Annotated in this window: 22 protein-coding genes; 17 read left to right on the forward strand and 5 right to left on the reverse strand. The window is 64.4% G+C overall.

Annotated elements, in window-relative coordinates:
- Nucleotides 1-5: 5 nt before the first annotated feature.
- From QMY55_RS00890 to QMY55_RS00910, 5 genes are read left to right on the forward strand one after another with little or no spacing between them, the layout of a single operon-like run.
- Nucleotides 6-1391, forward strand: a complete 1386-nt coding sequence (locus tag QMY55_RS00890) for an FAD-binding oxidoreductase (RefSeq protein ID WP_283486852.1) — start codon at nt 6-8, stop codon at nt 1389-1391.
- Complete coding sequence (locus QMY55_RS00895; RefSeq protein ID WP_283486853.1) at nt 1391-2545, forward strand: histidinol-phosphate transaminase; 1155 nt, start codon at nt 1391-1393, stop codon at nt 2543-2545. The genes QMY55_RS00890 and QMY55_RS00895 overlap by 1 nt, the downstream gene beginning before the upstream one ends.
- Nucleotides 2546-2574: 29 nt before the next feature.
- On the forward strand, nt 2575-4011 hold the full coding sequence (locus QMY55_RS00900) for a formimidoylglutamate deiminase (protein ID WP_283486854.1): 1437 nt from the start codon (nt 2575-2577) through the stop codon (nt 4009-4011).
- Between the two features lie 24 nt (nt 4012-4035).
- Nucleotides 4036-4851 (forward strand): N-formylglutamate deformylase, encoded by an 816-nt coding sequence (gene hutG / locus QMY55_RS00905; protein WP_283486855.1) that lies wholly within the window; start codon nt 4036-4038, stop codon nt 4849-4851.
- Between the two features lie 17 nt (nt 4852-4868).
- Nucleotides 4869-5483: a hypothetical protein gene (locus QMY55_RS00910; protein WP_283486856.1), complete on the forward strand. Its 615-nt coding sequence runs from the start codon at nt 4869-4871 to the stop codon at nt 5481-5483.
- A gap of 222 nt (nt 5484-5705) precedes the next feature.
- Here the strand turns inward: QMY55_RS00910 and QMY55_RS00915 are convergent, their stop codons facing one another.
- Nucleotides 5706-6302: an MFS transporter gene (locus tag QMY55_RS00915; RefSeq protein ID WP_283486857.1), complete on the reverse strand. Its 597-nt coding sequence runs from the start codon at nt 6300-6302 to the stop codon at nt 5706-5708.
- Between the two features lie 161 nt (nt 6303-6463).
- Between QMY55_RS00915 and alkB the strand changes: the two genes are divergently transcribed.
- The 8 genes from alkB to bioF all read left to right on the forward strand — a co-directional run bounded on the left by alkB (nt 6464) and on the right by bioF (nt 15755).
- On the forward strand, nt 6464-7132 hold the full coding sequence (alkB, locus tag QMY55_RS00920) for a DNA oxidative demethylase AlkB (protein ID WP_283486858.1): 669 nt from the start codon (nt 6464-6466) through the stop codon (nt 7130-7132).
- 119 nt (nt 7133-7251) lie between these two features.
- Nucleotides 7252-8328 carry a homocysteine S-methyltransferase family protein gene (locus tag QMY55_RS00925; RefSeq protein WP_283486859.1) on the forward strand — a complete coding sequence of 359 codons (1077 nt, stop codon included), beginning with the start codon at nt 7252-7254 and terminating at the stop codon, nt 8326-8328.
- Nucleotides 8329-8463: 135 nt separating this feature from the next.
- Nucleotides 8464-9618, forward strand: coding sequence for a Fe-S oxidoreductase (locus QMY55_RS00930; RefSeq protein WP_283486860.1), 1155 nt, complete (start codon nt 8464-8466; stop codon nt 9616-9618).
- Between the two features lie 258 nt (nt 9619-9876).
- Nucleotides 9877-10872: a porin gene (locus tag QMY55_RS00935; RefSeq protein WP_283486861.1), complete on the forward strand. Its 996-nt coding sequence runs from the start codon at nt 9877-9879 to the stop codon at nt 10870-10872.
- 464 nt (nt 10873-11336) lie between these two features.
- Nucleotides 11337-12407 (forward strand): biotin synthase BioB, encoded by a 1071-nt coding sequence (gene bioB, locus QMY55_RS00940; protein WP_283486862.1) that lies wholly within the window; start codon nt 11337-11339, stop codon nt 12405-12407.
- Between the two features lie 131 nt (nt 12408-12538).
- Nucleotides 12539-13882 (forward strand): adenosylmethionine--8-amino-7-oxononanoate transaminase, encoded by a 1344-nt coding sequence (bioA, locus tag QMY55_RS00945; RefSeq protein ID WP_283486863.1) that lies wholly within the window; start codon nt 12539-12541, stop codon nt 13880-13882.
- The gene (bioD, locus tag QMY55_RS00950) at nt 13879-14562 is read left to right on the forward strand and encodes a dethiobiotin synthase (protein ID WP_283486864.1); all 684 of its coding nucleotides are present in this window, start codon (nt 13879-13881) and stop codon (nt 14560-14562) included. The genes bioA and bioD overlap by 4 nt, the downstream gene beginning before the upstream one ends.
- Nucleotides 14559-15755 (forward strand): 8-amino-7-oxononanoate synthase, encoded by a 1197-nt coding sequence (gene bioF / locus QMY55_RS00955; RefSeq protein WP_283486865.1) that lies wholly within the window; start codon nt 14559-14561, stop codon nt 15753-15755. Before bioD ends, bioF begins: the two co-directional genes overlap by 4 nt.
- A 24-nt stretch (nt 15756-15779) precedes the next feature.
- On the opposite strand, the gene pdxR is transcribed toward bioF, so the two are convergent.
- Nucleotides 15780-17261: a MocR-like pyridoxine biosynthesis transcription factor PdxR gene (pdxR, locus tag QMY55_RS00960; protein WP_283486866.1), complete on the reverse strand. Its 1482-nt coding sequence runs from the start codon at nt 17259-17261 to the stop codon at nt 15780-15782.
- Nucleotides 17262-17366: 105 nt separating this feature from the next.
- On the opposite strand from pdxR, the gene QMY55_RS00965 reads away from it, so the two are divergent.
- Together QMY55_RS00965 and QMY55_RS00970 are read left to right on the forward strand one after the other, a co-directional pair.
- Nucleotides 17367-18596, forward strand: coding sequence for a benzoate/H(+) symporter BenE family transporter (locus QMY55_RS00965; RefSeq protein WP_283486867.1), 1230 nt, complete (start codon nt 17367-17369; stop codon nt 18594-18596).
- A gap of 4 nt (nt 18597-18600) precedes the next feature.
- Entirely contained in the window at nt 18601-19413 is an 813-nt protein-coding gene (locus QMY55_RS00970) for a YggS family pyridoxal phosphate-dependent enzyme (RefSeq protein ID WP_283486868.1), read from the forward strand.
- Between the two features lie 155 nt (nt 19414-19568).
- On the opposite strand, the gene alr is transcribed toward QMY55_RS00970, so the two are convergent.
- Complete coding sequence (alr, locus tag QMY55_RS00975; protein WP_283486869.1) at nt 19569-20675, reverse strand: alanine racemase; 1107 nt, start codon at nt 20673-20675, stop codon at nt 19569-19571.
- A 132-nt stretch (nt 20676-20807) separates the two neighbouring features.
- Here alr and lplT point away from each other — a divergent pair, with 132 nt between their 5' ends.
- Nucleotides 20808-22109 carry a lysophospholipid transporter LplT gene (gene lplT, locus QMY55_RS00980; RefSeq protein ID WP_283486870.1) on the forward strand — a complete coding sequence of 434 codons (1302 nt, stop codon included), beginning with the start codon at nt 20808-20810 and terminating at the stop codon, nt 22107-22109.
- A gap of 78 nt (nt 22110-22187) precedes the next feature.
- Complete coding sequence (locus QMY55_RS00985) at nt 22188-23075, forward strand: DMT family transporter (RefSeq protein WP_283486871.1); 888 nt, start codon at nt 22188-22190, stop codon at nt 23073-23075.
- A gap of 51 nt (nt 23076-23126) precedes the next feature.
- On the opposite strand, the gene QMY55_RS00990 is transcribed toward QMY55_RS00985, so the two are convergent.
- Both QMY55_RS00990 and QMY55_RS00995 read right to left on the reverse strand, forming a co-directional pair.
- On the reverse strand, nt 23127-23642 hold the full coding sequence (locus QMY55_RS00990; protein ID WP_283486872.1) for an AmiS/UreI family transporter: 516 nt from the start codon (nt 23640-23642) through the stop codon (nt 23127-23129).
- Nucleotides 23643-23755: 113 nt separating this feature from the next.
- Nucleotides 23756-24907, reverse strand: coding sequence for a helix-turn-helix domain-containing protein (locus tag QMY55_RS00995; RefSeq protein WP_283488855.1), 1152 nt, complete (start codon nt 24905-24907; stop codon nt 23756-23758).
- Nucleotides 24908-25016: the final 109 nt, after the last annotated feature.

Consider the following 25016-nt stretch of genomic DNA (forward strand, 5'->3'; position numbering starts at 1 on the left):
AGCCGATGTCACACGAAAAATTTCTCGATGAACTGATTTCCACCCTGGGTGCCGACGTGGCGCAGCGCGGCGCCGACGTGCCCGAGCGCTACCACACGGACTGGAGCGGCACGCCGCCGCAACGCCCCCTGGCGCTGGTGCGTCCGCGCAGCACGCAGGAGGTCAGCGCGGTGCTGCGCCTGTGCACGGCCCACAAGGTGGCCGTCGTGCCCCAGGGCGGGCTCACGGGCCTGGCCGGCGCCGCCGTGCCCAGCCAGGGCGCCATTGCCCTGTCGCTGGAGCGCATGAATACCATCGAGAGCACCGACACCCGCGCCGGCCTGATGCAGGTGCAGGCCGGCGTCACGCTGCAGGCCGTGCAGGAAGCGGCCGTGGCCGTAGGCATGGTCTTCGGCGTGGACCTGGGCGCGCGCGGCAGCTGCCAGATCGGCGGCAATGTCGCCACCAATGCGGGCGGCAACGGCGTGCTGCAGCACGGCATGATGCGCGAGCAGGTGCTGGGCCTGGAGGCGGTGCTGGCCGACGGCACGGTGCTGCCCATGCTGCGGCCCATGATCAAGAACAACACGGGCTACGACCTCAAGCAGTTCTTCATCGGTGCCGAGGGCACGCTGGGCGTGGTTACGCGCGTGCTGCTGCGTCTGCGCCCCGCGCCCCAGGCCACGGCCACCACGCTGGTGGCCATGCCCGATTTCGACGCGGCCCTGGCCGTACTCAAGCGCATGCAATCGCGCTTCGGCAACAGCGTGGCGGCCTACGAGCTGATGTGGGACAGCTTTGTGCAGGCTTCGCTGTCCTGGCTCAAGCTCAGTGCGCCGTTCGCCGAACGCCATCCGCTGCTGGCGCTGATCAATGTGGACGGCAAGAACGAATCCCAGCTGCAGGGCGACGTGCAGCAGGTGCTCGAGGAAGCCATGGAGGCCGGCGAAGTGCTGGACGCCATCGTTGCCCAGTCCGTGGCCCAGGCGCAGACGCTGTGGAAGCTGCGCGAGGCGCCGGCCGAGCTCAACAACAATATGCATCCGGCCATCAACTTCGACGTGAGCCTGCCTCAGGCCGACATCGGCCGGTTTGCCCAGGCCTGCGAAGCCGCGTTCAGCGCGCGCTGGCCGGCCAAGCATGCGCTGTACTTCGGCCATGTGGGCGACGGCAATCTGCACGTCTCGGTGGACGGCAAGACCGTGGGCGGTGAATGCAATGCCGTGGAAGCCGAGCTCTACCGCCTGGTGGGCGAATTCCAGGGCAGCGTCTCGGCCGAGCACGGCATAGGCCTGCACAAAAAGCCCTATCTGCAAGCCAGCCGCACGCCGCAGGAACTGGCCGTGATGCGCTCCATCAAGCAGGCGCTGGACCCTTTGGGCCTGATGAATCCAGGAAAGGTTTTCGACTGATGACTGACTCTCCGATCGCCACGCTGGCGCGCCCCGAAGCGCGTCCTTTGCCCGCCTACAACGCAGGCCTGTCCAACGAGGCCGTGCGCGCGCGCTACGGCGTCACCGACATCGCGCGCCTGGCCAGCAACGAAAACCCGTTCGGCGTCAGCCCCGCCGTGCGCCAGGCCCTGGCCGGCGTGGCCGACGCTGTGGGCAACTACCCCGATGCCCATTGCACGGCGCTGCGCCAGGCGATTGCCGAGCGCAGCGGCATGGCCGCCGACCGCCTGGTGTTCGGCAACGGCTCGGAAGACCTGATCAAGATCCTCTGCGAGGTGTTTCTCTCGCCCGGCGATCTGGTCGTGACCCAGCGCCCCGTGTTCGGCCTGCACGAGATCTACCCGCGCATGATGGGCGCCCAGGTGGAGCTGCTCGAGCTCGACGCCGAACTGGGCTTCGACATCGACGCCTGGTGCGCGGCCATGGCCAAGGCGCCCAAGATCGCCTTTTTGCCCAACCCGTCCAACCCCGTGGGCTGCATGATGGACGTGGCGCAGTTCGCGCGCGTGCTGGAGGCCACGCCCGGCAGCACCATCCTGGTGGTGGACGAGGCCTATTACGAATACGCGCTGCATGACGAGGACTACCCCGACGTGCTGGCCATGCTGGCCGCACGCCAGGGCCCGTGGATCGTGCTGCGCACCTTCTCCAAGGCCTGGGGCCTGGCAGGCCTGCGCGTGGGCTATGGCATGGCCGACAGCGCCGCTTTCGTGCAACTGCTGGACAAGGTGCGTTCGCCCTTCAACGTGAACCTGGCGGCCCAGCGCGCGGCGCTGGCAGCCTGGAGCGATCCCACGCACATGCGCTCGGGCGTCGCGACCACGGTGGCGCTGCGCGAGGCCTTGCGCCACGAGCTGAAGGCCCTGGCCGCGCCCGGCGGACCGCTGCAGGGCCTGCGCATCGCGCCTTCGGTGGCCAATTTCCTGTTCCTCGACATAGGCCGTCCCAACGGCCCCGTGACCGAGGCGCTGCTGCGGCGCGGCGTGATCATCAAGCCCTGGAAGGAGCCGGGTTTCGAGCATTTCCTGCGCGTCTCCATAGGCACCGAGCAGGACAACGCGCGCTTTGTCCAGGCCCTGCTCGTGGCGATGGCCGAGCCCGTCGCCGTCTGATTTTCACCGCACTCTTTGAGCTGACTGCCATGACCGCACCCTCTCTCGCCCCACGTACCTTGTTTGCCGCAGATGCCTTGCTGCCCGCGGGCTGGGCGCGCAATGTCCTGCTGAGCTGGGATGAAAAAGGCCGCCTGACCGAGGTACTCACCGATGTGGATCTGCAAAGCGGCGAGGCTGGCGAGGCCGAGGATGCGATCCGTGCCGCAGGCCCTGTGATTCCCGGCATGCCCAATCTGCACTCGCACGCCTTCCAGCGCGCGTTCGGCGGGCTGACCGAGTTCCGCGGCCAGGCGCAGGACAGCTTCTGGAGCTGGCGCAATCTGATGTACGGCTTTGCCAACCGCATGACGCCCGAGGCGCTGGAAGCGATCGCGACCTGGCTGTATCTGGAGATGCTGGAGGCCGGCTATACCTCGGTCTGCGAGTTCCACTATGTGCACCACGATGTGGGCGGCAAGCCCTATGCCGACGACGCCACGCTGTCGCTGGCCCTGTTGCGCGCGGCCGAGAAGACCGGCATCGTCATGACGCTGCTGCCCGTGCTCTACCAGACCAGCGGCTTCGGCGGCAAGCCGCCGCGCGAGGATCAGGCCCGCTTCATCCGCAGCACGGACAATATGCTCTCTTTGTTGCAGCGCCTGACGCCCGCCACACAAGCGCAGAACGCTGTTCTGGGTCTGGCCCCGCACTCGCTGCGCGCCGTACCGCCCGACAGCCTGAAGGCCGCCGTGGCCGGTCTGCACGCCATGCTGCCCCAGGCGCCCGTGCACATCCATATTGCCGAACAGACCCAGGAGGTCGATGACTGCCTGGCCTGGAGCGGCCAGCGCCCCGTGCAATGGCTGATGGAGCATGCTCCCGTGGACCCGCGCTGGTGCCTGATCCACGCCACCCATATGAAGCCCGAGGAGTACGCGAGCGCCGCCAGGAGCGGCGCCGTGGCCGGCATCTGCCCCACGACCGAGGCCAATCTGGGCGACGGCATCTTCGACATGCCGCTGTGGCTGCAGCATGGCGGCCGCTGGGGCGTGGGCTCGGACAGCCACGCCACGGTGAACGCGGCCGAGGAACTGCTGATGCTGGAATACAGCCAGCGCCTGCACCTGCGCCAGCGCAATGTGCTGGGCGGCGGGCTGCAGCCTCAGGTGGCGACCTCCATGACGCTGCAGGCCGTGGCCGGCGGCGCCCAGGCCTCGGGCCGCGTGGCACGGGGTGAAGTGGCCGGCCTCGTCGTGGGTCGACAGGCCGACTTCGTCGTGCTGAACGCCGAGCATGTGGCGCTGGCCGGCCTGCCGGCCGACAGCGCCCATGCAAGCCATGTGTTTGCCAGCCATCGCACGTCGGCCATTGCCGACGTCTGGGTCAATGGCCGCCTGCGCGTGAGCCAGGGCCGGCACAATGGCCATGAAGCCGCCAAACAGGCCTTCACCAAGGCACGCAGCCAGTTGCTGCGGGCCGCCTGATTTTTCGAGAAAGACGCTCCTCCCATGAGCCCATCCATCCCCCCCTTCATCTTCCACCAGGGCACGGCACCGCTGCTGATCTCCATGCCTCATACCGGCACCCATGTGCCGGCCGACATTGCCGCCAAGCTCACGCCCGAGGGCCGCGAGGTCCATGACACGGACTGGCACATGCCCGCGCTCTATGACTTCGCCAAGGCGCTGGGCGCCTCCATCCTAGTAGCCACGCATTCGCGCTATGTGATCGACCTTAACCGTCCGCCCGATGGCGCCAGCCTCTATCCGGGCCAGAGCGTCACGGGCCTGTGCCCGGTAGACACTTTCGACGACACGCCGCTGTACGCCAGCAAGGCGGACGAGCCGGACGACGCCGAGATCGCGCGTCGCCGCGAGGCCTGGTGGCAGCCCTACCACGGCCAGCTGCGCGCCGAGCTGGATCGCATCAAGAGCGTGCACGGTACGGCCATGCTGTGGGACGCGCACAGCATCCGCTCGGTGCTTCCGCGCTTCTTCGAAGGCAAGCTGCCCGACCTGAACCTGGGCACGGCCGACGGCAAGAGCTGCGACCCCGCGCTGGCCCAGCAGCTGCTGGATATTGCCAGGCAGGCTCCCGGCCACACCAGCGTGCTCAACGGCCGCTTCAAGGGCGGCTACATCACGCGCAACTATGGCCAGCCCGAGCAGGGCTTCCACGCCGTGCAGCTCGAAATGACGCAGTCCAGCTACATGCAGGAGCACATGCCCTTCGACTATCTGCCAGAAGTCGCGGCACGCATCCAGCCCACCATGCAGCGCATGCTGCAGGCCATGCTGGCTTTCGCGCACTCGCGCAAGGCTTGAGCCGCAAGGGGGCGATCATGACTTCCCCTTTGCTGACCGCCCCAGTCTGCGCCCTTGAAGCGGTGGACGGAAATGGATATTCCCAAAAATGGAGGTGCAAAAAAATCAAAATATTGGTTGCTGCAATATTTTGTTTTTCATGCACCCTATCTACCGCTCAAACAGAATTCGATTCCATTGAGTTTGGTGATATTTTTTTGAACAATAAGTCCTTGTACACAAAATTCAACCATCTCAAAAATATCCTCAGCGACAAAGACAACCGAGCAAAGGCTTATCCATCAAAAGATATAAATATTCCTTTCGTGGAATTCAATGCCAATGAGGTGGTGTACAACGTAGCATCCGAGCATATCGTTTACAACTATTCAGAAGAGAGGCCGAATGATATTTTCGTCACCTACGTGAAACCCAGTAAAAATTTCAAAATAAGTTTGGGCGGCAACCTTTTTTTGAGAAAAGGTATCAACGTATCTTCATTGAAGATGGCATATCCCAAATCTTATAATATGCATTTAACCCATCCTGAAAACAACTTCAGACTGGTGGTAAAAAAGAATCATCAATCTGCTTTTCTGGACCTTGTCTTTAAAGACAATCTTTTTCAGGAAATGTACCTGACAACGCAATAGGTTTTTCATTCGCAACCGACCCCGATCAAGTGGAGTCAACCGCTGACTTGTCTGTTTTTTGCAAATCCTCTTTGCACAAGCCCCGTTTTTGGGGCTGTCCAGGCAGTTCAAGTGCACCGCCTGAAAATGGGGCTTCGCAAACGCTTGCCTCCCAGTAACATGGCGCGTAACTTACCGCACCATGCCCGCTACCACCTCCGCACAGTAACATCTAGCGCTCAGTCAAACTGTCATTGAACGTCTGCTGCCCATGACCACGCCTTTTTCCAATGCAGACAAGGCGCTCAGGGAGTATTTGCTGGCCGCCTGGCTGGAAAAGCTGCAGGCCTTGCAGGAATTGGAGCGGCATGCCGAAGCCGCACAGACTGCCGGTGCGCTGGCCAGCCGCCCATCGCGCAGATGCCGCAGATAGGCAGCAGTCGCAATGCGCTCGCTGCCGTGAAAAAGCGGCAGAGCCAGGTGTGCCAGCGTCAGCACGACGCCGGCCAGCACGGCCAGACTTGCGAGCACGCCGTGCCAGCCCATGAGCGAGGCCAGCAGCAGCTCATAGCCGTTTGCCAATGCGGCGGCAAGATTGCAGGCGATGAAAAAGCCCAGCGCCGGGCACAGCAGGCGGCGCAGCTCCCAACGGCTGGCGAACCGGGACGCGAGGGGCGCGCCCGCCGCAAAGCTCAGGGAAAAAGCCGTAGTCAGCTGGCCCGCGACACCCAAGGGAGTCTGTCGGCCTTCTGCCAGTGCCGGCAATATGCCGACGGTGATGTTTTCCGCCAGCCCCGTGACGAAGGTCGCCAGGGCCAGCAGCCAGACGCGAGCGCTCATGCGTTTGCTCCATGCGAAACCGGTGGCGCACCGGGTCCGCAGGCCCTGTCGGCCGACCGTGGTGGTCGAACACACCGGGTTTCGAGGCAGAGCTTCGGTTATCCCGCTAGAGCCGCCATTCTAGGCGGCGCACAATCACAGCGCCCACCCGCCCAAACCCTATGACTCTCCCGCTGTTCGATACCGATGCCGAGCCCACTGCCCCAGAGCGGCTGGACGAGGGCGCACTGCTGCTGCGCGGCTTTGCCACGGCACAGGCCGGGCAATGGATTGCCGAGGTGCAGGCGCTGCAGGCCGTGTCGCCCTTCAGGATCATGCAGGTGCCTGGCGGCAAGTCCATGTCTGTCGCCACCACCAGCTGTGGCGCCTGGGGCTGGATCAGCGACGCTGGCGGCTACAGCTACAGCGCCGTGGACCCGCAGACCGGCCGGCCATGGCCCGCCATGCCGGCTTTCCTGGCCCTCCAGGCCCGGGCTGCGGCGCAGGCGGCCGGCTATGCGGATTTTGTTCCCGACGCCTGCCTGGTCAACCGCTACCGGCCCGGCGCAAAGATGGGCCTGCATCGTGACCAGGATGAGGCCGACTTCGCTGCACCGATTGTTTCGGTATCGCTGGGCCTGGGCTGCACTTTTCTCTGGGGTGGCCTCAGGCGCCAGGACCCGGTCCGGCGCATTGCGCTGGTCCATGGCGATGTGCTGGTCTGGGGCGGGCCCACGCGTCTGGTCTATCACGGCGTTGGCCCGCTCAAGGACGGCAGTCACCATCTGTTGGGCAACGAGCGCTGGAACCTGACTTTTCGCATGGCCAAGGCGGGTTACCCGGACCGGTAGCCGTTGTTGTCGGGCACGGTGTCCACAGGCGCGGCGCCGGATCGTCGATCACCCAGGGCATGGCTGGTTTACCCAGAACTGGGAGCCGGGTCTGTGCAAGCTTCCTACAATGACGAGCTATGAGCCAGCCGAAAAACCTTCCTGCCTATACCCGGGCCCAAGAATTGCCCGCCACTCTTGCCCAGCGCATTGTCATTCTGGACGGCGCCATGGGTACCATGATCCAGCGCTTCAAGCTGGGAGAGGCCCAGTATCGCGGCGAAGGCTATACCGGCGCTGATGGCGCGGGCGAGCGTTTCAAGGACTTTGCCTACGACGTCAAGGGCAATAACGAGCTGCTGTCGCTCACCCGTCCCGACGTGATCCGCGACATCCACGAGAAATACCTTGCCGCTGGCGCCGATCTGATTGAGACCAATACCTTTGGTGCGACCACGATTGCGCAGGAGGACTATCACATGGCCGATCTGGCCTATGAGATGAACCTCAAGAGCGCCCAACTGGCGCGTGCGGCCTGCGACAAATACAGCACGCCCGACCACAAGCGCTATGTGGCCGGCGCCCTGGGCCCCACGCCGAAGACCGCATCGATCAGCCCCGATGTGAACGACCCTGCCGCGCGCAACATCACTTTCGAGCAACTGCGCCAGGCCTATCTGGAGCAGACGCTGGCCCTGATCGAAGGCGGTGCCGACGTGATCCTGGTCGAGACCATCTTCGACACCCTCAACGCCAAGGCCGCGCTGTTTGCCGTGGACGAAGCCTTTGAGCAGACCGGCCAGGTGCTGCCCATCATGATCAGCGGTACGGTGACCGATGCCTCGGGCCGTATTCTCAGCGGCCAGACCGTGACGGCCTTCTGGCACAGTGTGCGTCATGCCAATCCGCTGTCCATAGGCCTGAACTGCGCCCTGGGGGCCAGCCTGATGCGTCCCTATGTGCAGGAGCTGGTCAAGGCCGCACCTGACACCTTCATCAGCTGCTACCCCAATGCCGGCCTGCCCAATCCCATGAGCGACACGGGTTTCGACGAAACGCCCGAGATCACCAGCCGTCTGGTGCATGAGTTCGCGGCCGAAGGTCTGGTCAATATCGTGGGCGGCTGCTGCGGCACCACGCCCGATCACATTGGCGCCATCGCCAAGTCGGTGCAGTCCACGCCGACGCGCAAGCTGTTCTATCCGGCAGAAGCCTGATTCGGTAGGGATTCTTAGTAAAAAATGGCTCTGACGCTTTCCCATAAAGCGCTGGCAGCTCTTTTTTTGATAGTCCGCTGCCGGAGCGGCACAATGGCCTGATTCTGGCTTTGATGCTCAAGCACCGCTGACCGCATGACTGCGCCCCTGCAACCGATCGCCCCTGTTCTGCCCGTGTCCATCCCCACGGGGCAAGCGGCTGCGTCGGCCGGCAATGTGGCCGCCGTCAGTGCCGCAGGCGTACCCGCTGCCCAGCAGGAGCAGGCTGCTCAAGCGGCGTCTCCGGCAACCAGCATCGTTCAGTGGTCGCCGCAAACCTTGCAGAACCTCAAGCTCCAGGCCTTTGAATATCTGATTGCGCAACTGGCCCTGCAGGTGCAAGCCCAACCCGGGGCGCCTGCGGCAAGCTGGCCCAGCCAGGGTCTGCCAGCGGCCGTGCAGCAGTTTGTGCAGAACCTGCTGGCGCAGGTGCAGGTCAACCTGCAGGGACAGGCCCAGCCATTGCAACTGCTGGCCGGCCAGCAGGGATCGGTGGCGCTGATGCAGGCCTTGGCGCAGGCCGCGGTGTCTGGCGCGCAGCCGCCCAGCTCGGCCTTGCAGACGGCAGCAGCCCTGTCGCCCACGGCCGCCGTGGCGCTGGAGCAGGCGCAGCAGGGCACAACTGCGACGCCCGCTGCCGCTGTCACTCCACGTTTGCCTCAGTTGCAGAACTGGCTGGTGCAACAGGGCATGCTGGTCACGCCGCAGGGTGAACGTGGCTTTTCTCTGACACTGCAAGTGCCTGCCGCCTGGGCGCAAGCTGTGGGCGCGGCATCCACCCAGGCTGTTCAGGGGCAGGGGCCGGCCTTGCGTTTGCCCGTGGTGGATCTGGGGGCGTTGAGCAGCGGCCCATTGGCGCTGGTGCTGCAGCCGCAATCTTCAGCGGCGGCCACCCCACTCGCCACCAGCGCCTTGCTGTGGCTGGAGCTGCAACCCATCGCTGCGACCTCCGCCCAGGCTGCGCCTGCACAAATGGCCGGGCAGATGGCCGGTCTGCCTCTGACCATGCCCGCGCCCGCGCTGGCGCAGGAAGTGCAGCAGCTGCTGCAGAACAAGTCAGATCCCTGGCTGATGATGGCCGCCGCTCAGGCTGCCAATGCCCTGCCCGTGCCGCGCCGCAACAGCGAGCATCGCTCGCATCTGTGCAGCACCGAAGGCTGTCAGTACCAGGGCCTGGCACCCTGCGCCCAGCCGTTTTGCAGCGAAATGAACCGCATCTGGGCTGCTTCCGGCGTGGCGCGCAGCGGCTGAACCAAGCTGACGCTGGGCTGGACTCTGCCAAGGCCCCACTTTCATAATGCGTCTCGTTGCCTGCTTTTTGAGCAGGCTTCTCGGGTCGGAATTGGCAGCCCAACTGCCAGCCATGTTCCGGCTGTCTTCAGTGCATCAGGCCGTGCCTGACTGCCTGTCATCGCCTCATCTCACAGGTCTTCGACCTTCTCTGTCTTCTGCTGTGCCAAGGGCTGGCTGCGGGGGCAGTGACTTCACAATTCAAGGAGAACCACCGGCATGCGCTTGCGTACTGGCATTGCTTGTTCCACATGTTTCACTCTTTTGTCTGCCGTGCTGCCTGCGGCAGCGCAGTCTTCCAACGTCAGCATTGGCGGCCTGATTGATGGCGGCATCTTTCGGGGCTTTGATGGCACGGCTCAGGCCGGCACCATCCAGCGCAGCAATCTGGCCATTGCCGGCTGGGAAGACCTGGGCGGCGGCCTCAAGGCCACATTCCGCCTGAGTACCCGTTTCGATATCGACACCGGGACCATGGAGGGCGCGGGCAGCAAGCCGTTCTGGCACGACGAGTCCACGGTGGGCCTGCAAGGCGGCTTTGGCCATCTGCGCCTGGGTCGCGCCCTGTCGGCCATGTGGTCGCAGGACTGGAAGTTCGACCCCTGGGCCAACTTCAACCGCATTTCCTCGCCGGCCTGGTACCAGTGGCACTACCTCACGCCTACCGACCGCTACAGCAACAACGGCACGGCCGAATATGGGCGCATGGCCAACGGCATCTTCTACGACTCGCCCACGGTGGGCGGCTTCACCCTGCATCTGAGCGCCTCGCCGGAGCGAACCGAGGTGCCGCTGACCTTGCGCCGTGAGGGGCGTGGCTATTCGGCCTCCCTCAACTACGACTCTGACAGCCTGAGCGGAATGCTGGCCTTCGAGCGCAACGGCAGCGGTGACAAGGACACTTTCGTGGCTGGTAAATACCGCTTTGGCGCGGCCGCCGTGATGGCCGCCTGGGACTATTCGCGCGTGGCCCAGACGGCACTCTCGGCCAAGGCCCTGACGCTGGGCGCCACCTACCAGATGGGGCAGACCACGCTGAAGGCCGGTTATGGACGCCAGCGCATGCAGGAGCAGACCAATCATTTCTACTCCCTGGGCGCCGACTACGCGCTGTCCAAGCGCACCACGCTCTATGCCAGCCTGGGGCGCAAGAGCTACGAGTACGGCGCGGACTCTGGAACTTCGTTCGGCGTGGGCATGGCTCACGCCTTCTAAGCCCAGGCCTCCAGCCCCATAGCCGCAGCCTTGCTGCGGCTTTTTTGCGCCCGGTGCGAATGTCCAACAAGAGTTGAGGGAATTAAATCCGCCAGTTTGGGGTGTTTGTGCGCCTTTGCACGGGCGGTACAGCACCGTTTCTGGCCCTGATCCAGGCCTTGTCCGGGTAAAAATCGCCAAAAACCGTGTTTTTTGCCGATATCTACGCTCTTCCTCGTTGAAATCCAGGGTCTGAATCTGGTGTATTTCACTTAATTGAGTGCACAAGAGCTCAATTTGGCAGAAGTTATGGCTAGCTGTTTCTAATGAGTGCTGAAAATATGTCAAATGCATTGAAATAGTGCTCAAAAATAGCGCTTCTTGCTGTAACTCTTTGGCTGGCAACTATTTGCATGTGGGCTCTGTAAATCCTTGATTTTTTTGCCCAAAATGCGCGGCATTCCCCCGATTGAGGAGAGACCGCGATGTCCCATTCCGTGCCCGAGCAAGACAACCCAGTGCGTGCCGCCGACGCACAGCAAGCCGCCGGTGGCAGCCAGACCGTGCACTGGCATGCGCCGGCCAAGCCCGCCGCGGCGCCCGAAGTGCAGCGCTGGCCTGTGGAGGCCGTGCAGTCCCTGCTGGATATGCCATTTCTGGACTTGTTGCACCGTGCTCAGAGCGTGCACCGTGAGAACTGGCCTGCAGGCGAGATCGAGCTGGCGACCCTGCTGTCCGTCAAGACCGGCGGCTGCCCCGAGAATTGCGGCTATTGCCCGCAGTCGGCCGAGTTCGATACGGGCGTGAAGGCCGAGAAGCTGATGAGCGTGGAGGAAGTCACCCGCGCCGCCAAGGCGGCCCAGGATGCCGGAGCCACCCGCTTTTGCATGGGCGCTGCCTGGCGCGCGCCCAAGGACCGCGACATCGAGAAGATGAACGAGCTGATCGGTGCCGTGAAGGGGCTGGGCATGCAGACCTGCGCCACGCTGGGCATGCTGCAGCCACACCAGGCGGCATCGCTGCGCGATGCGGGTCTCGACTACTACAACCACAACCTCGATACCGCGCCCGAGTACTACAAGGATGTGGTCAGCACGCGCCAGTACCAGGATAGGTTGGACACGCTGGCGGCCGTGCGCGATGCGGGCATCAGCGTGTGCTGCGGCGGCATCATCGGCATGGGCGAGACCGAGGTCCACCGTGCCGGCCTGATTGCCCAGCTCGCGAACATGGAGCCCTATCCCGAGTCCGTGCCCATCAACAGCCTGGTGCCCGTGCCCGGCACGCCGCTGGCCGACAGCGAGCCGGTGGATCCGCTGGACTTTGTCCGTGTGATCGCAGTGGCGCGCATCACCATGCCCAAGGCCCGCGTGCGCCTGTCGGCGGGCCGCCAGCAACTGGGCGAGGCCGTGCAGACCCTGTGCTTCATGGCGGGAGCCAATTCCATCTTCTACGGCGACAAGCTGCTGGTGACCGGCAATCCAGATGTGGAGGCCGATACCACCTTGATGCGCAAGCTGGGCCTCAAGGGGCTGGGGGCATCGGCCGCAAGCTGATCCCTGAATCTTCCCCGGCCATCGCGCCGGGGCTTTCTCATTGCAAATTGCATGGCCCTGCCTCTGGTGCGGGCCAGGCCGCGCTGCGCCTGCGTTTTGACAAGGCGGGTGATTCGCCTCAGGAGTTTTTGATGGAACACAGTCTTGCCAGCCGCAGCCTGCGCCATGTCTGGCATCCCTGCACCCAAATGAAGCGGCACGAAGCCGCGCCGCCGATTGCCATCGACCATGCCATCGGGCCCTGGCTGGTGGATACCGATGGCCGTCGCTATCTGGACGGCATCAGTTCCTGGTGGGTCAATCTGTTCGGTCACTCGCATCCGCATATCCGGGCGGCGCTGACCGAGCAGTTGCACAAGCTCGATCATGTGATGCTGGCCGGTTTCACCCACGCCCCCGTGGTCGAGCTGTCCGAGCGCCTGGCCGGCCTGACCGGCCTGGGCCATGCGTTCTACGGCAGCGACGGCGCTTCGGCCACCGAGATCGCGCTGAAGATGAGCGCCCATTACTGGCGCAACCAGGGGCATCCTGCCAAGCACCGCTTTGTGGGCCTGGCCGGCGGCTACCACGGCGAGACGGTAGGCGCGCTGTCGGTCACCGATATTGCGCTGTTTCGCGATGCCTATGGCCCCCTGGTGCGCCTGTCGGCCACCGTGCCCAGCCCCGATGCACGTCAGGCCCGGCCTGGCGAAACCGCTGCCGATGTGGCGCGCCGCGCAGCTGAGGGCCTGGAGGCCTGGCTGCAAGCGCATCACCAGGAGACTGCTGCCCTGATTCTGGAGCCGCTGGTGCAGTGCGCCGCCGGCATGGCCATGCATGACGCCGAATACCTGCGTCTGGCCCGGGCGCTGTGCGACCGCTATTCCGTGCATCTGGTGGTGGACGAGATCGCCGTGGGCTTTGGCCGTACCGGCAGCCTGTTTGCCCACCAGCAGGCCGGCATCAGGCCGGATTTCATCTGTCTGTCCAAAGGTTTGACTGGCGGCACTCTGCCTTTGTCTGCCGTGCTGACGACCGATGAGATCTATGCCGCTTTTTACGACGACGATGCTGCGCGCGGCTTTCTGCACTCGCACTCCTATACCGGCAACCCGCTGGCCTGCCGCGCTGCCGTGGCTACGCTGGAGCTGTTCGAGCAGCTGGACCAGTTGGCCGCCAATCGGCAGCTGGCCCGAAAAATCAGTGCTGCATTCGCCGGGCTGAATGCTCACCCCCGCGTCAGCAACGCGCGCCAGCAGGGAATGATCTGGGCCTGGGACATCGATACCTCCTTGCCGGACTTTGCACAGCACTACAACCAGGCGGCGCTGGACCTGGGCCTGCTGCTGCGCCCCATAGGACGCACGCTGTACTGCATGCCGCCCTATGTGCTGGACGATGCCGATATCACCCACCTGGGTCAGGCCGCGCTGGCCGCGCTGAACACCACCTTGCAGCAGGAAGCGGAGCTCGCCGCGAAGAAGGGAAAAGCATGATCGGCTGTTTCGTCACGGGCACCGATACCGGTGTGGGCAAGACCCTGGCCAGCTGCGCGCTGCTGCACGCACTGGCAGCCCATCATTCGCGCGTGGTGGGCATGAAGGCCGTAGCTGCCGGGGCCGATCCCGACGGGCAGGGCGGCTGGGTCAACGAAGACACGGTGGCCCTGCGTGCGGCCTCCACACTGGCCGTGCCGGCAGCGCTGGACAATCCTGTGCTGCTGCCTGATCCCATGTCGCCGCATATCGCGGCCCGGCGCGCGGGCGTGGAGGTGACGCTGGCGCCGATTCTCGACGCCTACCGGCAGCTGGCCGCGCAGGCAGATGCCGTGGTGGTCGAGGGCGCGGGTGGCTGGCGCGTGCCGCTGTCCGAGACTCTGTGCATTGCCGATCTGGCCGTGGCGCTGCAGCTGCCGGTGGTGCTGGTGGTGGGGCTGAAGCTCGGTTGTCTGAACCATGCGGTGCTGACCGCAGAGGCGATTCGCTCCGCCGGCTTGCCGCTGGCGGGCTGGGTGGCAAGCCGTGTGGAGCCGCAGATGCTGGTGCCTGAGGAAAACATGGACTGGCTGCGCAACCAACTGGGACGGCTTGGTGCGCCGCTGCTGGCCGATATTCCGTGGCAGGCCACTCCCGATCCTCGCCTGACCAGTTTCTCTTTGCCCAAGGAATGGCAATGACCGCATCTTCCAATTTCTGGCTGCAGGATATTCCACGGCAGCTGGCAGCGCTCGACGCCGCCGCGCTGCGCCGCACCCGCCGTACCGTAGCGCCCCTGCAAGGCGCGCGCATTCTGGTCGACGGGCAGCCCATGCTGCAGTTCTGCAGCAACGACTATCTGGGGCTGGCCCAGCACCCGGCCATGATTGAGGCGGCCTGCGCCGGTGCGCAGGATTTCGGTGTGGGCTCGGGCGGCTCTCCCATGGTCAACGGCCATAGCACGGCCAATGCTGCGCTGGAGGAAGAGCTGGCCCGTTTTGTGCAACTGCCCCGTGCGCTTTACTTCTATGCGGGGTTTGCCACCAATGCCAGCATCATCCCGGCGTTGGTGGGGGCGGGCGACGCCATTTTTTCGGACGCTCTGAACCACGCCAGCCTGATCGATGGCTGCCGCCTGTCGCGTGGCCAGATCCGCCGTTTCGGGCATGGCGACCTGGCCGCATTGGAGCAGTTGCTGGCTGCTTGCCCGGTGCAGCGCAAGCTGGTGGTGAGTGACGCCGTCTTCAGCATGGACGGCAATTTGGCTGATATCGAGGGTCTGCTGGCGCTGTGCGAGCGTTACGACGCCCTGCTGCTGCTCGACGATGCCCACGGCTTCGGCGTGCTTGGCCCGCAAGGCCGCGGCAGCCTGACGGCTGCAGGGCTGACGGGTGCCAAGGCTTCGCCACGCGTGCTGTACATGGCCACGCTGAGCAAGGCGGCCGGTATCTCTGGCGCCTTTGTGGCAGGCCATGAACTGCTGATCGAGTGGCTGCTGCAAAAAACGCGCAGCTACACCTTTGCGACGGCCGCCCCTGCGATGCTGGCGCGCGCCCTGCAGACCAGCTTGCAGCTGATAGAGCAGCAGAGCGCTTTGCGCGATCAGCTGCAGGCCCGCATTGCCCAGCTGCGCGCGGGTCTGCAGCCTTTGCTGCAGGGCAAGGGCTGGCAGCTTTTGCCATCGGAAACGGCCGTGCAGGCACTGGTGGTGGGCAGCAATGACGCTGCGCTCGGCCTTATGGAAGGGTTGCGCCGTCATGGCCTATGGGTGCCCGCGATTCGTCCTCCCACCGTGCCCGTGGGCACGGCTCGGTTGCGTATCGCACTGTCGGCGCTGCATACCGAGGCCGATGTGAAGCAGCTGCTGGCAGCGCTGCAGGAGCTGGCAGGCTGAGGCCTTGCCGCGCGCTGCTCGCTGTCAGCGGCCTAGTGCCTGCAGCACCTGAGCCAGCTTCCTCGCAGCGACTTCGAGCTCGTGCGGTGTATGTGCAGCAAATCCCATGAGGAAACCCGCCTTGCGCTGGCTCGATGCATGCAACTGCGTCAACCCGAGCAGGTCGATGCCTGCTCTGCGAGCGCAATCCACTGCGGTGCGTTCGGAAATGTCGCGGATCAAGGCACACGGCATCTGCATGCCGCCCGCAGGCACCCGCGGCTCCAGAAAATCCCCCAGATGCTCGCACACCAGCCGCGCCAGCACGTCACGCCGCTCGGCATAGACGGCGCGCATGGTACGCACATGCGCTCCCAGGTGCCCGCCTTCGATGAACCGCGCCAGCGTCAATTGCGCAATGGGTGCGCTGTGTCCATCAAGCAAGGTCCGCGCCACCGTCATGGGGGCAACCAGCGAAGTCGGCAACACCATATAGCCTATGCGCAGCCCGGGGAACATCGACTTGGTGAAGGTGCCGATATAGATGGTGCGCTCGTGCTGATCGAGCCCCTGCACGCAGGCCTTGGGCTTGCCGGCGTAGTGAAACTCACTGTCGTAGTCATCTTCGATGATCCACGCCTGCTCCTGCTGCGCCCAGGCTATGGCGGCGAGCCGGCGATCCAGGGCCAGCGTGGTGCCCGTCGGGAATTGGTGGGATGGCGTCAGGAACACCGCCTTGGCGCACGGCATGGTCTGCAATAGATCCACCTGCATGCCATCGGCATCCAGCGGCACGGGCACACATTCCAGCCCCGCCGCATCGAAGGCTTTGCGTGCGCCGTGATACACCGGGTCTTCGATGAAGATGCGATCACCGACATCGAGCAGTACGTTGGCGCACAGGGTCAGAGCCTGTTGCGAACTGGTCAGCACCAGCACGCGTTCAGGTGTGGCGCGCGCGCCGCGCTCCAGGTTCACATAGGCGGCAATGGCCTGGCGCAAAGCCTCGGTGCCCTGCGGTGGACTGTGCAGCAAAGCCCGGGTGCCGTGCTCCTTGAGCACCTGCCGCTGCAAGCGCTCCCAGGTCTGAAGCGGGAAGTTGCGTGTCTCGGGCACACCGGGCGCAAAAGCGCGTGGCGCGAAGAAGTCACGCAGGCCACCGCCCGCGAACATGGCTGCGCCGCGTTGGCTCAAACGCAGGGCGGGAACGCGCGCCAAAGGACTTTGCATCAGGCCGCGCCCCGGAAGGCGTTGCACCTGCTCGGACACAAAGCTGCCGCTGCCGGTGTGCCGTTCGATAAAGCCTTCGGCATGCAACTGGCCATAGGCGGCCTCCACCGTATCGCGCGAGACGGACAGCGATTGGGCCAGGGCGCGCGATGCCGGCAGGCGCCGGCCCACGTCCAGCGCGCCATCGAGGATCAGCTGGCGCAGGGCTCGCTGGATGCGGACATGCAGCGGCAAGGCGCCATGAGCGGGGTCGCCGATCCAGGCCTTGACGGATTCGAGTTGGGCGTGCTTGAACAATTGGTCTGTATTCCTACAAAAAAGTGGCCGGGAGTATCAGGCCATTTTGATTCTATAAATCGAATGCCCCCAGGGCCGATCCATTTTCAAGAGCTACTGCAAGACATGCCAACCATCCATTCGCCAGCGCGCCTTCGCTGCAACGATCTCCTTCATCCCATCGTGGCAGGCCTGATCTCGGTCATCGTCAACTACGGCGGTACCTTCATCCTTGTGTTCCAGGCGGCCAAGGTGGCGGGCCTCGGCCCCGAGCTGACGGCCTCCTGGGTATGGTCGATTTCGATTGGCGTAGGGGTGACAGGTCTGCTGCTGAGCTGGGTGACGCGTGAGCCCATCATCACGGCCTGGTCCACGCCTGCTGCGGCCTTCCTGGTGACGGCCCTGGCGACCACGCCTTATGCCGAGGCCGTGGGAGCCTATCTGGTCTCCGCGCTGGCTTTCGTGGTGCTGGGGCTGTCGGGATATTTCGAGCGCGTCATCCGGCTGATTCCCGCCGGCATTGCGGCCGGACTGCTCGCGGGCATCCTGCTGCAATTCGGTATCAAGGCGTTTGGTGGCATGAGCGTCGATCCCATGCTGGCGGGCCTGCTGATCGCGACCTATGTGGTGCTCAAACGGATTTCGGCACGCTATGCCGTCGTCGGCATCCTGGTGCTGGGGCTGGTCTTTTTGCTGTCGCAGAATCGGGTCGATCTGTCCGGGCTGGAGTTGCAGCTTGCTGCTCCAGTGTTCACCAGGCCGGAGTTCTCGCTCAATGCCCTGCTCAGCGTCGCGCTGCCGCTGTTTCTCATCACGCTGACCGGCCAGTACATGCCCGGCATGCTGGTGCTGCGCAACGATGGCTTCAAGACCAGTGCCAACCCCATCGTCACGTTCACGGGCCTGGGCTCGCTGCTCATGGCGCCGTTTGGCTCCCACGCATTCAACATCGCCGCGATCACGGCCGCCATCGCCACGGGCCGGGAGGCGCATGAAGATCCCTCCAGGCGCTGGATTGCCGGCGTTGCCGCAGGTCTGTGCTACATCGTGGTCGGCGTGTTCGGTGTGACGCTGGCGGCAGTCTTCATGGCCTTTCCCTCCACCTTCATCACCACGCTGGCAGGTCTCGCCCTGCTGGGCACCATTGGCGCCAGCCTGGCCACGGCCCTGGCGGATGCCAAGGTGCGCGAGGCCGCGTTGATCACCTTCCTGGCTGCTGCCGCCAACATCACGTTGCTGGGTATTGGCGGCGCCTTCTGGGGGCTGGTCATAGGGCTGCTCGCCTATGCGGTCCTCAACGGCAGGATTCCATGGAGCGCACAGCCGGGCGCGACAGCCGCCATCGAACAAGCATGAGGGGATGATCATGACTTCAGAAACCCTGACCCGGCACGACCAACACGGTCTGTACCCCGAGGCCGGCACGGTAGAGGACTTTCGCCGCAACCTCGCCACAGTGCAGGAGCGCATTGCAGCTGCCTGCCAGCGCGTGGGGCGTGATCCAGCCAGCGTGCGCTTGCTGCCCGTCAGCAAGACCAAGCCGCAAGCCAGCCTGCGTCTGGCCCATGCGGCGGGCTGCCGCCTGTTGGGTGAGAACAAGGTACAGGAGGCGTTTGGCAAATGGGAGTCCATGCAGGACCTGAGCGATCTGCGCTGGTCGGTCATCGGCCACCTGCAGACCAACAAGGCCAGGCTGGTGGCACGTTTTGCCAGCGAGTTCCAGGCATTGGACAGCCTGCGCGTGGCAGAGGCGCTGGACAGACATCTGCAGGCCCAGGGGCGGTCGCTGGACGTGTTTGTACAGGTCAATACCTCGGGCGAGGCCAGCAAATACGGCTTGAGTCCCGAGGCTGTTCCGAGCTTCATCCAGCAACTGCCTGTGTTTTCCGCGTTGCGCGTGCGTGGTCTGATGACGCTGGCGCTGTTTTCCGCCGAAGCCGAACGGGTGCGTCGATGTTTCATTCTCCTGCGCGAGCTGCGCGATCAGCTGCAGCAAAGCGCGCCTGCGGGCATGGAGCTGGATGCGCTGTCGATGGGGATGTCCGGCGATTTCGAGATTGCCATTGAGGAGGGCGCTACCGTGGTGCGCGTGGGGCAGGCCATCTTCGGCGCGCGTCCGTTACCCGATAGCTATTACTGGCCAACGCACTTTGATCCAGACACGCCGCGATAAGCCCGCGACCCATGGACAGGGTCGCGGAGCAATCGCAAGTGGTGATGCCTGCTTGGCGCATTGCGGTCGCTGCAAGCCTGCCGGCAAGTCCTGCAGATGCTGCGCCACGCTCGGCAGACGCCATGCACCTGGCTTTTTGACGGAGCAGGGCCGGCTTACCTACCGGCGCCTTCGATCACCTTGGGCACGCGTGCTGTCACATGGCACATCAGCTCATAGCCCAGCGTGCCGGCTGCGGCCGCCACCTCGTCGATGGGCAGCACGGCGCCATTGTGGGCCCGGCCCCAGAGCGTGACCTCGCTGCCCAGCCCGGCCTTGGGCACGGGGCCCAGGTCCACGGCCATCATGTCCATGCTGACGCGGCCCAGCGTACGGGTGCGCACGCCGTCCACCAGCACGGGTGTACCCGTGGGGCAAACACGCGGATAGCCGTCCGCATAGCCGCAGGCCACCACGCCCAGGCGCAGAGGCGCTTCGGCCCTGAATTTGGAGCCATAGCCGACGGAGTCTCCGGCCTTCAGCTCCTGGGTGCCGATGATCCTGGAGGACAGGGTCATTGTGGGCTGCAGGCCCCAGTGGGCGATGTCATGCGCGGGGAAGTCGGGCGAGCTGCCATAGAGCACGATGCCGGGGCGCACCCAGTCGCAGCGCACATCGCTCTCTTCTCCATGTAGCAGGGTGGCGGCGCTGTTGCTGATGCTGCGCTCGCCGGGCAGGTCCAGCGTGGTTTCGTGAAAGACCTTGAGCTGATGGTCGATGCCATGGTCCGCATCGGCATCGCTGAAATGGGTCATGAAGGAGATTTCGTCGACCTGGGGCAGGGCGTTCAGCCGCGCATAAGCCGCACGAAAACGCTCGGGTGTGAAGCCCAGGCGGTTCATGCCGCTGTTCATCTTGAGGAAGATACGGTGGCCGACCTGGGTCTTGTGGGCGGCCAGCCAGTCTATCTGTTCATCGCAGTGCACGGCATGCCAGATGGACAGGCGCGAGCACAGTTCCAGGTCGCGCGGCTCGAACACACCTTCGAGCAAAAGAATGGGGCCGCGCCAGCCCAGAGCGCGTATGCGCTGGGCTTCTTCGAGCTCCAGCATGGCAAAGCCGTCGGTTGCCCGCAGGCCCTCAAACACGTTTTCGATACCGTGGCCGTAAGCGTTGGCTTTGACGACAGACCACAATTTGGCGTCGGGGACGGCTTGCCGCACCCGCTCCAGATTGTGGCGAACGGCTTCAGGATGAATGGTGGCAATGATGGGACGGGGCATGGTTTTTCTCAATCAGACCAGTGGGATTCTGGCACTCCCTGCCGAAGCCTGCGTGATATAACCGCCAGTCACTTGCCACAGGGTCTCTTATTTCACCAGCATTGGTCCATCCAGTGTCGGTTCAGCTAATTCATGAAGCGCGGTTTCTACACCATCATGTCAGCGCAGTTTTTCAGCTCGCTGGCAGACAACGCCTTGTTTGTGACCGCTGTCGAGCTGTTGCGTGCCAATGGTGCTCCCGAGTGGCAACGTGCTGCCCTGGTGCCCATGTTCGCTCTGTTCTATGTGGTCCTGGCGCCCTTTGTCGGAGCGTTTGCCGACGCCTTGCCCAAGGGTCGGGTCATGTTCATCAGCAATGCCATCAAGGTGGTCGGCTGTCTGATGATGCTTTTCGGTCATCACCCGCTGATGGCGTATGCGGTCATCGGCCTGGGGGCTGCGGCCTATTCGCCGGCCAAGTACGGCATCCTGACCGAGCTGCTGCCTGCATCCCAGCTGGTCAAGGCCAATGGCTGGATCGAGGGCTTGACCATCACCTCCATCATCCTGGGCGTGCTGGTGGGCGGCCAACTGGTCGGGCCGATGATTTCCGATCACCTGCTGGCGCTGGATTTCCCTTACTTCGATACCGGCATAGATACGCCGGCCGAGGCGGCGATTGCCGTGCTCATCCTCATTTACGTGCTGGCGGCCTGGTTCAATCTGCATATTCCGCTGACCGGCGTGGCCATGCGTCCGCTGCGTCAGGACCCCAACAAGAGCCTGATGGCCAATGTGCTGGGCCTGCTGCCCGACTTCTGGCGCTGCAGCAGGCGCCTGTGGGGCGACAAGCTGGGCCAGATTTCTCTGTCCACCACCACGCTGTTCTGGGGCGCGTCGGGCAATCTGCGCTATATCGTGCTGGCCTGGGGCGCAGCGGCCCTGGGCTACAGCACCACCCAGGCATCGGCCCTGGTGGGCGTGGTGGCCATAGGTACGGCCGTGGGTGCCGTCATTGCCTCCATGCGCATGCGTCTGGACAATGCCACGCGGGTCATTCCGCTGGGCGTGATCATGGGCTTGCTCGTGGTCTGCATGATCTTCATCAACAATCTGTGGGTGGCCGTGCCATTCCTGATCGTGCTGGGCGGCCTCGGCGGCTTCCTGGTAGTGCCCATGAATGCATTGCTGCAGCACCGCGGCCACAACCTGATGGGCGCGGGCCGCTCGATTGCCGTGCAGAACTTCAACGAGCAGCTGGCCATCCTGGCCATGGGTGCGTTCTACAGCCTGTCCACCAAGATGGGCCTCACGGCCTTCGGTGCGATCACGGTTTTCGGCCTGCTGGTGGCCGGCACCATGGTGCTGATCGGCATGTGGCACCGCTATAACTGCAGGCAGCATCCGCAGGAGGTGGAAAAGCTGCTGGAAGTCGCCCGCCGCGATTGCCATTAAAGCCTGCGGCCACTGGCTGCAGAGATATTGAATTGATAGCTTCTAGCGCTTGGTTGACGGGCGCTAGAAGCATTTTTTATGCATAGTCCACTGCCTGTTTTCGCGCTATTGCTCAACGCCCTGATCTGGGGGCTTTCCTGGTGGCCGTTTCGTGCCATGCATGAGGCGGGTCTGCATCCGCTGTGGGCCACGGCCTTTATGTATGCGCTGGTACTGGCGGGCTTGCTGTGTCTGCGCCCTGCCGCGCTGAAGCAGGCCTGGAAGTACCCGGTGCTGATCCTGCTGGCGGCCAGCTCGGGCCTGAACAATATGGCTTTCAACTGGGCCGTGACGGTGGGCGATGTGGTACGCGTGATCCTGCTGTTCTATCTGATGCCCGCCTGGGCCGTGCTGCTGGCCTGGAGGATTCTGGGCGAAAAGCCCACGCCCATGGCGCTTCTGCGCCTGCTGTTGGCATTCGGTGGCGTGGTGCTGGTGCTGCTGCCGGCCGATGCTTCGCTGTCAGGGCTGTTTGCCGGACTGTCGCTGGCCGACGGGCTGGCCGTATTCGGCGGCTTTATGTTTGCGCTGACCAATGTGCTGCTGCGCCGCTTTCAGAGCATTCCTGCCCAGGCCCGCATGCTGGCCATGTTTGCCGGTTGCATGAGCATGGGTCTGCTGACCGCACTGGCAGCCAGCAGCCTGGGCGTGGTGCCGGCTTTCCCGGCCCTGGACAGCAGTTGGGTGACGGTGGCCCTGGGCTTGGCCGTGTTGCTGATGCTGGGCAACTGGGCACTGCAGTTTGGCGCGGCGCGCCTGCCTTCGGGCGTGACCTCGGTGGTCATGCTCTCCGAGGTGGTATTTGCCAGCGTTTCTTCGGTGCTGATCGCCCATGAGACTCTGTCGGGACGCACCTTGGCTGGTGGCGCGCTCATCATGGCTGCGGCGCTGCTGGCGTCTCTGGGTAATCTCAGAAAGCGTCGCTAAAACAGGCTGCAGCGCTTGCTCATCAAGCGCTGCAAGCTATGCTTTTGATACTCAGGCGAGCTTTCCGGCCAGAACCAGATAACCGGGCAGCCAGCCCGTCAGAATTCCCTGCGCAATGCACAGCCAGCCCGTGGGGCGGTCGATGCGCTTTTGCAGGCCCAGCAGCACAAAGAACAAGCCCCAGAGCACGGCCCAGGCCGCCCAGTTGATGCCCATCCACCAGTCCAGCGTGGAATGCGCGTCAGCCAAGGTATCCAGTGCCACGGGCACGGCGGTGATGGCGATGAACAGGCTGAACCAGCCCAGGCCGCGGCCATCGGCGCCGCTGAAGCGGTTGAACGCCACCCACAGATAGGTGAAGGCAAACAGCAGGGTCAGCGCGCCGCCCTTGACCGAGGCCGCATCAGTCGCAGGGCCGAAGATGCTGGCCATGCCTATGCATAGCGACACCACCCCGGTGAAGATATTGATGACCCAGATTTCCTTGTCGGCGATGCGTCCCAGCATCCACAGGCCGTTCAGGCACAGCACGGCGCCCACGTAGAACAACGACAAACCCAACCACATATGCGCTCCTCGGCTGCACGCTGGTGCAGCGCGGCCAGGATTGTGGGGCCGTGCGGGTCGGGCCAGAACCTTGGGTAAACGCAAAAGAGTCTTGCGCCATGGTCAGGAATGAGTCAGGAATGCTCAGCCCGAGCGCCGCGCAGGCGGCGGTACAGCGTGCCGCGCGAGATCCCCAGGGCGCGTGCGGCCTGGGAGACATTGCCGCCGTGGAGGCCCAGCGTTTCCCTGATCAGCTGTACGCTGTGCTCGCGCAGCGTCGCCAAGGGCTGCGCCTCGGCGACGGCAGTTGCTTCCGTGGCGACGGGGATGGCATCGTCTTCCGCGGCGCTGGCGTCCAGGTGCGTGCCCAGGCCGTGCGAGGTTTGCAGCTGCGCCTGCATCCAGACGCCCAGGCCGCTGGCCAGGCGCAGCGGTGTGGGGCCGGGCTGACCGCTCAGGCGCAGCAAGCAGGATAGATCATGGCCCAGCAGCTCCTGTGCGCTGCACCTGTCATGCACGGACTGGCCGATAAGCTGGGCGGCGGTGCCGTTCATCCAGGCGATGCTGCCATCGGCGGCCACGCCCATCAGCGCCTGCAGTGGCGTGTGCAGCAGGGCCGGCGTCACCTGAAAGCGCAGCACCAGATGCTCGTGGGACTGCGCCTGCAGCAAGGTGTTTTCGATGGTCGATGCATACATGCCGACCACGGGGCCGGCGTCGAAACTGAAATGCTGGTTCTCCACCATCAGATTGAGCACACCGGCCAGGCGGCCATGCACGTCGCGTATGGGAGCCGCTGCGCAGCGGAAGGCGTGCAGCTCGTCGAAGTAGTGCTCGCCGTTGCTGACGGTGCAGGCCTGACCCGTGGCGGCGACGATGCCGGGGGCGGTCGTGCCGATGGCCTGTTCGGACATGTTCAGGCCGACCCGCTCGTCGCGGGGCCGCATGGGCGCCGGGGAGATATGGAGCACGATGCCCTTGCCGTCGGTCAGCAGCACGCGCGTGCCGGTGCCTGCCAGCGCTTGTTCCAGGGTCGGCAGCTCGTGCCGCAGTGCCAGCAGCAGGCCGCGGCAGCGCTCCTGCGTGGCATGCAGCCGACTGGGACTGACGGGAGCCAGCGGCAGCCGTCGTCGATTACGGTGCTGGCGCTGGCTGCGCAGCCAGGACTGGATGACGGCCTCGCTGACCAGGCCCGAGGGGCGTATGCCGGCCTCGAAGAACTGGCGGCGCGCCTGCAAGGCCCGCTCTGCCCCGGTGTTCGAGAAGCACTGCTGTAGCGCGTCCATCGCGCGTGGCTCGCCAAAGCTCATGTCATTTCCAGGCAGTCCGAAGGAGGGACCAATGTGTCCCGCAATGGAACAGTTTCGGCCTGGGGAAATCCCGATCGTGAAGAAA

This window comes from Comamonas resistens (assembly GCF_030064165.1).
Taxonomy (GTDB): Bacteria; Pseudomonadota; Gammaproteobacteria; order Burkholderiales; family Burkholderiaceae_C; genus Comamonas; species Comamonas resistens.